Here is a 10758-nt window from a genome sequence, read left to right as displayed (position 1 = left end):
CGCTTCGGCGCCGTCGACATTCTCAAGGGCATCGACCTCGAACTCGACAAGGGCGGCTTTCTCGTGCTGGTCGGCCCGTCCGGCTGCGGCAAGTCCACCCTGCTCAACACCATTGCCGGGCTGGAGACGATCACCTCGGGCGATATCAGGATCGACGGGCGCGACATCAGCGGCCTGCATCCCTCCAAGCGCGACATCGCCATGGTGTTCCAGTCCTATGCGCTCTATCCGAACATGACGGTGGCGGGCAACATCGCCTTCGGCATGGAGATCCGCGGCGTACCGAAGGACGAACGTGCCAAGGCGATCAAGCAAGTCTCCGACATGCTGCAGATCGGCCATCTGCTCGACCGCAAGCCGAGCCAGCTGTCGGGCGGCCAGCGCCAGCGCGTCGCCATGGGGAGAGCCTTGGTGCGCAACCCGCAGGTCTTCCTGTTCGACGAGCCGCTCTCCAATCTCGATGCCAAGCTGCGCGTCGACATGCGCACCGAGATCAAGCGGCTGCATCAGCGCATGGGCACCACCTTCGTCTATGTCACCCATGACCAGATCGAGGCGATGACGCTGGCGACCAAGATCGCCGTGCTGAAGGACGGCGTGCTGCAGCAGTTCGGCACGCCAGCCGAGATCTATAACAGCCCCTCCAATATCTTCGTCGCCGACTTCATGGGATCGCCGGCGATGAACCTCTTGACCGCCACCGTCGAGAACGGCGCCGGCGGGCTCGAAGTCTCGCTGGAGCGGCCGAATGCCGCCCCGCTCAAGCTCCCCGTCATGGCTGGCAACAATGGCCTGACCACCTATACCGGCAGACAGGTGATCTTCGGCATCCGCCCCGAGGCCTTGACCGATCCGGATGGCGCCGACCGCAAGGCGCGTATGCTGAGCGAGGGCGACTGCCTGATCGAAGTCGTCGAACCGGCCGGCTCCGACACCTTCGCCGTCACCAAGCTCGGCGGCAAATCCGTCGTCGCCCGCCTGCGCGCCGATGCCGGCATTGCACCTGGCCAGACAACCCGACTGGCCTTCAATCTCGATAAGGCCGTGTTCTTCGATCCAGAAAGCCAGGCGAGGATCGGGTGATGGCCAGGTGCTGATATGAGCGGTTCACCAGATATCGTCATCATCGGTTCAGGCGTCGGCGGCTCCACGGTCGCCGCCGGCCTGGCGGTGACCGGCGCCCGGATATTGATCCTCGAGGCCGGCGATCACATCGCCGATCTTCCGGTCAATCGCGACCAGCGCGCCATCTTCCAGCGCGGGCATTTTCGGCCGAAGGAAACCTGGTACGAGGCGAACGGCAAGGGATTCAACCCCGGCAACTACTACAATGTCGGCGGGAATTCGAAGTTTTACGGCGCGGTCTTGTCGCGCTATCGCGAGCAGGATTTCGACGTCATCGAGCACCGGGAAGGTGTGTCGCCGGCCTGGCCGTTTCCCTATGAAACCCTGGAGCCGTGGTATTGCCGGGCGGAACTGATGTATCAGGTTCGCGGCAGTCTGGGCGAGGATCCCACGGAACCGTATCATTCGGCTGCCTACGACTATCCGCCGGTCCCTGACGAGGCGCCGATCGCCGATGTCAGGGCGCGTCTCAAGAAGAAAGGCCTGCATCCGTTTTCCCTGCCGCTCGGCCTGGATCTGGATGCCTGGCTCTCCAAGGCACGCACGCCTTGGGATGCGCATCCCAATTCACGGGACGGCAAGATGGACGCCGAAACTGCAGCCCTTGCGGTGGCGCTGAAGCACGAGAACGTCCGGCTCGAAACCAATGCGCGCGTGACGAGGCTCGACATGGGCGCGGGGAACCGGATCGACCGGGTGACCTATGTCAAGAACGGTGAGACGCTGACCGTTTCGGCGAAGATCGTCATCCTCGCCGCCGGGGCGGTCCAGTCCTCCGTGCTTTTGCTGCGCTCGAAAAACGACCGCTTCGCAAGCGGCCTGGCGAATTCTTCCGACCAGGTGGGCCGCAACTTCATGAACCACAATGCGTCGGCCGTTATCGGCGTCTCGCCAAAATTCAGGAACACGGCTGTCTACCAGAAGACGTTTGCCTTTAACGACTTCTATCTCTCGGACGGTGAGGGAGGACCACCGCTCGGCAATGTGCAGCTCCTGGGCCGCATTTCCGAGAAAGTCCTCAAGGGCTCTCTGCCGCAGGCTCCGGAATGGTTTCTGCGCTTCATCACAACCCATGCCATCGACTTCTATGCCATGAGCGAGGACGTGCCCAATCCCGAAAGCCGGGTCATGGTCGATGGAGACCGGATCATTCTTCAATGGCAGCGAAGCAACTGGGACGCCCATCTTGCCCTTGTCGCCAAGCTGAAGGTCATCCTGAAATCGATCGGATTTCCGGTCGTGCTGTCGCGACCCTTCGACAAACGCACGCCCTCCCATCAATGCGGAACGATCCGCATCGGCAACGATCCCGCGACAGCGCCGTTGGATCCGTACTGCCGTTCCTACGATCACCAGAACCTCTTCGTCGTCGACGCCGGTTTCCTCCCTACCTCGGCGGCGGTCAATCCTGCGCTCACCGTCGCCGCCCAGGCGCTGAGAGTGGCGGATCACATTGCGGCGAAGGACTTTGCGGGCATGACAGAGGCGCTGGCGGTCGCCAGGCCGGATGCAACAGGACAGTAAAATGGGATTCGATTACATCATCACCGGCGCCGGTCCGGCAGGATGCGTGCTGGCAAGCCGGCTGAGCGAAGATCCTGATGTCAGTGTCCTCCTGCTCGAAGCGGGTGGAGGCGACTGGAATCCGCTGTTTCACATGCCGGCCGGCTTCGCCAAGATGACCAAAGGCGTCGCCAGTTGGGGATGGGAAACCGTTCCCCAGAAGCACATGAAAGGCAGGGTGCTGCGTTACACGCAGGCCAAAGTCATCGGTGGCGGCTCGTCGATCAACGCACAGCTCTATACTCGCGGCAACGCTGCGGATTATGACCTCTGGGCGCGGGAGGACGGCTGCGAGGGCTGGGATTACCGCTCGATCCTTCCCTATTTCAAACGCGCGGAGGACAACCAGCGCTTCGCCGACGACTACCACGCCTATGGCGGTCCGCTGGGGGTCTCGATGCCGGCTGCGCCGCTGCCGATCTGCGACGCCTATATCCGTGCGGGGCAGGAACTCGGCATTCCCTACAACCACGATTTCAACGGCCGCCAGCAGGCGGGCGTGGGATTTTACCAACTGACGCAGCGCAATCGCCGCCGGTCGTCGGCTTCGCTCGCCTATCTCTCGCCGATCAAGGACCGCAAGAACCTGACGGTCCGGACCGGCGCTCGCGTCGCGCGCATCATCGTCGAGGGAGGCCGTGCGACAGGCGTCGAGATCGTGACCGCGCGCGGCCAGGAGATCATCCGCGCCGAACGCGAAGTGCTGATTTCTTCCGGCGCTATCGGATCGCCGAAGCTGCTTCTGCAGTCCGGCATCGGACCGGCCGACCATCTGCGCTCGGTTGGCGTCAAGGTGCTTCACGATCTGCCGGGTGTCGGCGGCAACCTCCAGGATCACCTGGATCTTTTCGTCATATCCGAATGCACCGGCGATCACACCTATGACGGCGTCGCAAAGATCCACCGCACGCTTTGGGCAGGGCTTCAGTATGTCCTGTTCCGCACCGGTCCGGTCGCCTCGTCGCTCTTCGAGACCGGCGGTTTCTGGTACGCCGATCCGCAAGCGCGTTCCCCTGATATCCAGTTCCACCTCGGTCTGGGATCGGGCATCGAAGCGGGCGTCGAGCGGCTCAAGAATGCAGGTGTGACGCTCAACTCTGCCTATCTGCATCCGCGCTCGCGCGGGACGGTCCGTCTGTCATCCGCCGACCCGGCTGCCGCGCCCTTGATCGACCCCAATTACTGGTCGGATCCTCACGACAGGAAGATGTCTTTGGAGGGGCTCAAGCTCGCGCGCGAGATCATGCAGCAGGCGGCGCTGAAGCCCTATGTCATGGCCGAAAGGCTTCCGGGACCGAAGGTCATGACCGACGAAGAGCTCTTCGATTATGGCTGCGCCAACGCAAAGACCGATCATCATCCGGTCGGTACCTGCAAGATGGGGACGGGGCCCGACGCGGTTGTCGGGCTCGATCTCAAGGTCCATGGCCTCGAAGGCCTGAGGGTATGCGATTCATCCGTCATGCCGCGCGTGCCGTCGTGCAACACCAACGCCCCGACGATCATGGTCGGTGAAAAAGGGTCGGACCTCATTCGGGGCTTGCCGGCACTTGCCCCCACCATTTTCGCCTACGAACGCAACGATGCGCGGCCTCGGGCTCGCGCCGAAATCCGGTGAGCCGCGTCGAGAGGAGAGACGACAATGTCTGAAGTCAAAGTGGCCGTGCTTGGCGCCTCGGGCTGGATGGGGAAGGTCCACACGATGGCCTACCAGACCTTTCCGCATTTCTTCGGAGTGTCGGACGGAACGGCGCGGGTCGTCGCTCTCGTCGAAGGCCCCTCGACGGCAGCCGAGGATATTGGCCACCGAGCGCCGGGCGCAAAAATTCTTCGGGATTGGAACCTGGCGGTCGCTGATCCCGATGTCGATCTGATCGATATCTGCCTGCCTGACCATCTTCACTACGAGGTGGCCAAGGCGGCTTTGCTGGCCGGCAAACATGTCTACTGCGAGAAGCCATTGGCAAACACCGCCGCTGAAGCGCGGGAGCTGGCCGACATCGCCAGGGAAAAGGGTGTCATCACCCGCGTCGGGCACGCCTTTCCCCGAAACCCGGTCCATGATCTGGCGAAAGACATCATTCAATCCGGCGAAATCGGCGAGATCAAGCTGTTCCGCGGCTGCCAGCACGTCGACATCTATGGTGATCCCTATGCACCGTTCATGTGGCGGGCCGATGGAAAGCTGGCACCGACCGGGATCGTCGGCGACACCGGCTCGCACATCTTCAGTTTCATGGATTTCCTGGTCGGTCGCGTCAGTTCCTTGATCGCCGACAATCTGATCGTGACGCCGCGCCGGCCCGTCGTCGAGGGCCTAACCTATGGCGAGCAGGTGAAACTGACCGGCAACGAGTCCTGGGCTGAGATTACCAACCCCGATGCAACAAACCTGCTGTGCCGGTTCGAGAACGGCGCCGGCGGGATCGTCGATTTCAGCCGTGTGGCGACCGGCCGCAAGTTCATGCAGACCTATGAAATCTACGGAACGAAAGGCAGCATCGCCTTTAACTATGACGAGATAAACCGGCTGCGCTTCTACTCCAACGACGACCGGACGGGGCGGCGCGGCTTCCGGGAGATCGACGTGGGACCTGAAAATTCGACCTTCCGGGCTTTTCTCCCGCTGCCGAATTTCGGATTAGGCTACAATGAAAGCAAGATCATCGAAGTGGCCGAGGTGATCCGCTCGATCGTTGCCAACAGGCCGATGTGGCCGACATTCGAGACCGGTCACCACATCTGCCAGATCGTCGACGCATGCATGGAGTCTTCCCGGCAGAGGCGCTGGGTCGACATCCCGCTGGCTGAACGCCAATGACCATGGACGTTCCGCAGGAAATTCTCGACGCGCTGACCGATGTCGACATGCCGCGGCTGCCACCCGAGGCCGCTCCTTCGGAAACGGTCCGGCTCGCCGGCGTCGAGGTGCCGGTCTATCGGGCCGGCTGCGTCGTCGTCGGATCCGGCGCGGCAGGTCTGCGGGCGGCGGTGGAATTGAAGCGGCGCGGCGATGACGTCGTTATCGTCAGCCAAAGCGCGTGGGGTGGAACCTCGGCCTGTTCGGGATCGGACAAGCAGACCCTGCACACTGCGAATACGGCGGATCAGGGCGACAATTACAAGGCGATGGCCCGATCCATCCGCAGCGGCGGCGCGATGGACGAGGACACGGCCTACGTCGAGGCGGTGGGCTCGTCCCGGATGATGGCGTCGCTCCAGTTCTTGGGCCTGCCGCTGCCCCAGGATCCGCTTGGGGGAACGCTGAGATATCAGACCGATCATGATGAGGTCGGCCGCGCCACCAGCTGCGGCCCGCGCACCTCGCGCCTGATGGTCAAGGTGCTGGCCGAGGAGGCGATCCGACTGGGCGTGCCGTTTTACAACCAGACCACGGCGGTCAAGATCCTCACTGGGGGCGAGGGGGCTGACCGTCATGTCCTCGGCATACTTGTCATGCGCGCCGGCGACCGTACGGAACAGAATCCGCTGGGTATCGCGCTGTTCGTCAGCAGCGTGATCGTGCTCGCCGCCGGCGGGCCGGGCGAACTCTATCGCGACAGCGTTTATCCCAACGGCTGCTTCGGCTCTCTCGGATTGGCGCTGGAAGCCGGCGTCGAACTCGTCAACCTGACCGAAAGCCAGTTCGGCATCGGAACGCGCAGGGAAGGCTTCCCATGGAACCTGTCGGGCACCTATGTCCAGGCGATCCCGCATATCTACTCGCTCGATCGCGAAGGCGTCGAACACCACTTCCTGGCAGACTATTACCGCAGCACGCAGGAACTGGCGTCGAACGTCTTCCGCAAGGGCTATCAGTGGCCCTTTCATGCGACGCGCATGCTCGATTTCGGCTCGAGCCTGGTCGATCTCGCCATCTCTGGCGAAACCGCCGCTGGCCGGCGCGTTTTCATGGACTTCAACCGCAATCCGCTGTCCGTACCGGGCGACCTGCCGTTCAGCCTGGAAAGACTGGACGAAGATGTCCGCGACTATCTCGGCAAGGCCGGCGCCGACCAGGACATGCCGATCGATCGATTGAAGCATATGAACCCGCTCGCGATCGAACTCTACCGCCGCTATAAGATCGATATTGCCGAAGAGCCGCTCGAATTTGCGGTCAACAACCAGCATATGAACGGCGGCATCATGGTCGACACCTGGGGCCGCAGCAATCTCGGCGGCTGTTACGCGGTCGGGGAGGCAGCGGGCACCCATGGGGTGACGCGGCCGGGTGGGGCAGCGCTCAATGCCGGGCAGGTCTTCGGCACCCGCGCGGCCGAGCACATCAGCGCGAGCGGCAGGGCGAAGCGGGCAGCTTCAGGGGATATAACCGGTACGGCAGAGACAGGCATCTCCGATCTCCTTGCCGCCCTTCGCACCGAGAGCCCGCTCACCGTCAAATCGATCCGCTCGGAGGTGCAGGCGCGAATGAGCGAGAAGGCTGGCATCCTCTGCGATCAGCAGAATGTGGCCCGAGCCTTGATCGAAGCGCGCAAACTGAATGTGGACATCCGCGCCAACGGCGTCGCCTATGGTCGCGCAGCGGAGGCGGTCCGAGGCGTGCAATGGCGGCATATGGCGCTCGCCTCGGAAGCCGTGCTCAGCGCGCTTGATTTCTTCATTCGCGGTGGCGGCGGCAGCCGTGGGGCGCGAGCGATATGCGATATAGCGGGCGAATCCACGCCGCTCGCGCGCTCAGGTCCATTGCCGGATTATCGCTTCCGGAAAGAACGCGAATCGCATCGCAAGGAGCAGATCGTCGTTCTTCTCGATGGTGATGAGATAAGGCTTTCAACGCGGGCGAACCGTAGTTTCGATGAAAGCGCCAAGTCCTTCTTCGAGCGGGACTGGCCATCCTGGTTGACGGGCCGCATCTACGACTGAGGTCGGACGAATGAGGGGACGCCAGATCGGCTGATCAATCAGGATTCGCAACCGCGGACGGAACACGAACTCGCTCGGTGTCGTCAGAGCCTTCGGCAATGGCTTCCTCGCTTCTGCGCATTCGCCTTGGCGGATTCTTGCCTTCGATAGGCTTCGGCGACATTTGGTCGTCGGCCTGGATCTCATCGGTGTTGAGGTAGTTCTTGCTTTCGTCCATAGCGGTCACCTCAGGTTGGGGAATTGCGATGCAGGAAAACGATTCTCCGCATCGGCGCTTTGCACGCTAACGCTCGGCGACATGACGGGTTCCCTCGCTGGTCGGCCGGCGGTGGCCCAGGCTCATAGGTCGGCTCCAGCTTCGGAAATGTCGAGCTCGATTATGACGGGCGCGTGGTCGCTCGTATGTTCCCAGCCGCGCGGTTTTCTCCGGACCGTCGCCGATCGAAGCCATGGGGCGACGGCCGGACTGAGCAGGAAGTGGTCGATCCGAAGCCCCGCGTCACGTTCGAAGCTGTTTCGCCAATATTTCCAGAAGGTGTAGATGCGCTCGCCCGGATGCAGATGCCTGATGGCGTCGGTCCAGCCCTGGGCGACGAGTTGCGCATAGGCCTTGCGCACTTCCGGTCTGAAGAGGGCATCGTCCAGCCAGCGTTCCGGCTTATAGACGTCGATCTCCGTCGGCATGACGTTGAAGTCGCCGGCCAGGATCGAAGGCACCTCGAGCTCGAGGAGTTCGGCGGCGTATTCGTGCAGGCGACGGAACCACCGGAGTTTGTACTCGAACTTGACGCCCGGGAACGGATTTCCGTTCGGAAGATACAGGCACCCGATCACGATGCCGTCGACGACAGCTTCGATATAGCGGCTGTGGCTATCATCGGGATCGCCGGGAAGTCCGCGCCGCGTCAGGATCGGTGTCTTGCCCTTGGCCAGGATGGCTACCCCGTTCCAGGATCGCTGTCCGTGCCAGACGGCGCCGTAGCCGGCCCTTTCGATCTCCCTTCGCGGAAACCCCGCGTCGTCTGTCTTCAGTTCCTGGAGGCACACCACATCAGGCGCGTCCTCCTTGAGCCAGCGCAGCAGGATGTCCAGCCGTCCATTGATCCCATTGACGTTGTAGGTTGCGATTTTCATCATACTCCCGGAAGCCGAGCCCCAGCCGGACATGCTCTAGAAACGCTCTTGAATTTCCTCCTCGGAATGTCTTGCCGGCCATGGCTGGCGCCTCAACGCGTCGCACCGAAGACGAAGGCGATGCCGGCGACGATCGCAACTGCTGTCAGCGGCTGCCGGCGTATCCGATCCTCGAGGTCGTGGACGAAGCTGCTTGCTTCCGCCTTTGCCAGGCGGGCTGTCCCGGAAGCCAGCTCCGAAGCCGACTCCGCTATCCGACCGGCTTCTTTCTGAAGCGCGCGCATCTTCTCGTGATCGGCATCAAATCCTTCGGAGGAACGGGCGAATTCGCCGGTCGAGCGCAGGGCTTGATCCGCGAGCGGAAACGCCTCGTCGACCTTGGTGGGATCGGGCTCTCGCTTCACGCGCTCGGCGGCCTCGACGTCGCTGCGCCCGGCAGGAATTGAGGTGTGGGTGGCTGACACGGGGTCGGACGCCGGAAAAGTGTCCTCGATTGCTCTGTCGAGTTCGCCCTTTCGGGACTGCTTCCGCTGCTCTGCCTGTTCTTTTCGCATGGATTGGACGGCGGGGGATTCGTTCGGGTTTGCCATCGGGGTTTCCTCTGTTGCACTTCGACAAACAAAGCGACGACGAGCGGAGAAGTTCCATAGAAATGCTTCCGCGCCTCACAGAGCAACAGCGATGCGCGAAACGAGCAATGCCGGCGCGCGCAATCGCTCGGACTTTTCTGGACGACGAGGGTCACAATCAATCAGTCGGACCAAAGTCTTGCCAGTGCCTACTACCTAGGTCGGTTGCATTCTGCATTGGGAAAAGCGAGAAATCTCATGCGCCATATGGCATATATTGTATGGAAAACGGCGAAGAACCGCCGAACGAGGCTATTGCATGAATATCCGGAAGCGCGATTTTCTGAGATTGGGCGGCAGCGCGGCCATCGCCCTGGTCGCTGCCGCATTGCCAGCCACTTTGAATCTCGACGGCTTCCTTCCCGGGCTGGCGGTGGAACGCGCACAGGCAAAAGACGGCAACAACGGCAATGGCGGCGGTAACGGCAATGGGGGAGGGAACGGCAACAGCGGCAATGGTAACGGGGGAGGGAATGGGAATAGTGGCGGCAACGGCAATGGCTCGGGGAATGGTAATAGCGGTGGCAACTCCGGTAGCGGTTCTGGATCCTCTTCCTCTTCCAGTTCCTCTTCGAATACCTCTTCTACAGGGGCGTCGGGAGGATCGGGAACGAAAGCGACCGAAGCGTCCGATGGCTCGATCAATGTCCGTCACGCGAATGGCATCACGGAAAGCCTGCGCAGTGGCCGCTACATCATGAAGGACTCGAAAGGACGGACGATCGTAAGCCGGCAGGCGACGGCCAACGATGCCCTCCGATTGAGCCGTTTCTTTCGCTAAAAGCTGAATCTTGTTCTAATGCAGTTCGCGCCATTGCAGAGCCGCTTCCGTCCTGTTCGAGGCGCCGAGCTTGCTCAGAATCTGGGTCATATGGTGTTTCACGGTCTTTTCCTGCAGGCCGAGACGCAAGCCGATATGCTTGTTTGACAAGCCTTGAGCGACAAGATCCATCACCTCACGTTCCCGTGGCGTCAGACTGCTTTTATCCGACGTTCCGCCATTCAGTGAATTCTCCATGACCTTTGCCGACATGGTCGGCGAGATATATCGCGTTCCACCGAGGACGGTTTGGATCGCTTCGGCGAGACCGCGGGAGCCGACACCCTTCAGAACATAACCCATCGCTCCCCGTTGCAAAGCGTCAAGCAAGGTGTCCACCTCCTCGGATACCGTCAACATCAGCACTTTCGTCGTCGGGCTCCGCTCCAGGACGTTGCTGATCGCAGACAGCCCGCCGCCGGGCATCGAGACATCGAGGAGCATGATGTCGGGGCGGTTGTCCGAAGCGATCATCGCCGCGTCATCGCTGCTGGCGCCTTCGCCAATGACGACAAAGCTGCTGATCTCCGACAGGCTGCGCGTGACGCCCTCGCGAAAAAGCGGGTGGTCGTCCACGACGCCGATGGTGATTGATGTCAT

General features: G+C 62.0%; 10 protein-coding genes. 6 read left to right on the top strand and 4 right to left on the bottom strand.

The genetic code is table 11. The features are described 5' to 3' along the window. The 5 genes from FHT75_RS17580 to FHT75_RS17560 form a co-directional block, all read left to right on the top strand. Positions 1-1083: ABC transporter ATP-binding protein (locus tag FHT75_RS17580; RefSeq protein WP_183845017.1), on the top strand; the 1083-nt coding region annotated here is incomplete at its 5' end. A 15-nt stretch (positions 1084-1098) separates the two neighbouring features. After that, complete coding sequence (locus FHT75_RS17575) at positions 1099-2649, top strand: GMC oxidoreductase (RefSeq protein ID WP_047614523.1); 1551 nt, start codon at positions 1099-1101, stop codon at positions 2647-2649. Position 2650: 1 nt separating this feature from the next. Then, positions 2651-4306, top strand: a complete 1656-nt coding sequence (locus tag FHT75_RS17570; RefSeq protein ID WP_063475384.1) for a GMC family oxidoreductase — start codon at positions 2651-2653, stop codon at positions 4304-4306. Positions 4307-4330: 24 nt separating this feature from the next. Continuing rightward, positions 4331-5509, top strand: a complete 1179-nt coding sequence (locus FHT75_RS17565) for a Gfo/Idh/MocA family protein (RefSeq protein WP_063475385.1) — start codon at positions 4331-4333, stop codon at positions 5507-5509. Then, positions 5506-7575 (top strand): FAD-binding protein, encoded by a 2070-nt coding sequence (locus FHT75_RS17560; RefSeq protein ID WP_063475386.1) that lies wholly within the window; start codon positions 5506-5508, stop codon positions 7573-7575. The genes FHT75_RS17565 and FHT75_RS17560 overlap by 4 nt, the downstream gene beginning before the upstream one ends. Before the next feature lie 34 nt (positions 7576-7609). On the opposite strand, the gene FHT75_RS17555 is transcribed toward FHT75_RS17560, so the two are convergent. The 3 genes from FHT75_RS17555 to FHT75_RS17545 form a co-directional block, all read right to left on the bottom strand. After that, positions 7610-7792 (bottom strand): hypothetical protein, encoded by a 183-nt coding sequence (locus FHT75_RS17555; RefSeq protein ID WP_063475387.1) that lies wholly within the window; start codon positions 7790-7792, stop codon positions 7610-7612. Positions 7793-7914: 122 nt separating this feature from the next. Further along, positions 7915-8709 (bottom strand): exodeoxyribonuclease III, encoded by a 795-nt coding sequence (gene xth, locus FHT75_RS17550; protein ID WP_063475650.1) that lies wholly within the window; start codon positions 8707-8709, stop codon positions 7915-7917. A gap of 92 nt (positions 8710-8801) precedes the next feature. Further along, complete coding sequence (locus tag FHT75_RS17545; protein WP_063475388.1) at positions 8802-9299, bottom strand: hypothetical protein; 498 nt, start codon at positions 9297-9299, stop codon at positions 8802-8804. Positions 9300-9597: 298 nt separating this feature from the next. Between FHT75_RS17545 and FHT75_RS17540 the strand changes: the two genes are divergently transcribed. Further along, positions 9598-10119 (top strand): hypothetical protein, encoded by a 522-nt coding sequence (locus FHT75_RS17540; protein ID WP_082849729.1) that lies wholly within the window; start codon positions 9598-9600, stop codon positions 10117-10119. A 15-nt stretch (positions 10120-10134) separates the two neighbouring features. On the opposite strand, the gene FHT75_RS17535 is transcribed toward FHT75_RS17540, so the two are convergent. Next, positions 10135-10758 carry a response regulator gene (locus FHT75_RS17535; protein ID WP_047614536.1) on the bottom strand — a complete coding sequence of 208 codons (624 nt, stop codon included), beginning with the start codon at positions 10756-10758 and terminating at the stop codon, positions 10135-10137.

The organism is Rhizobium sp. BK112, from assembly GCF_014193215.1.
Taxonomy (GTDB): Bacteria; Pseudomonadota; Alphaproteobacteria; order Rhizobiales; family Rhizobiaceae; genus Rhizobium; species Rhizobium anhuiense.
This window is presented reverse-complemented; position numbering and strand designations above follow the sequence as displayed.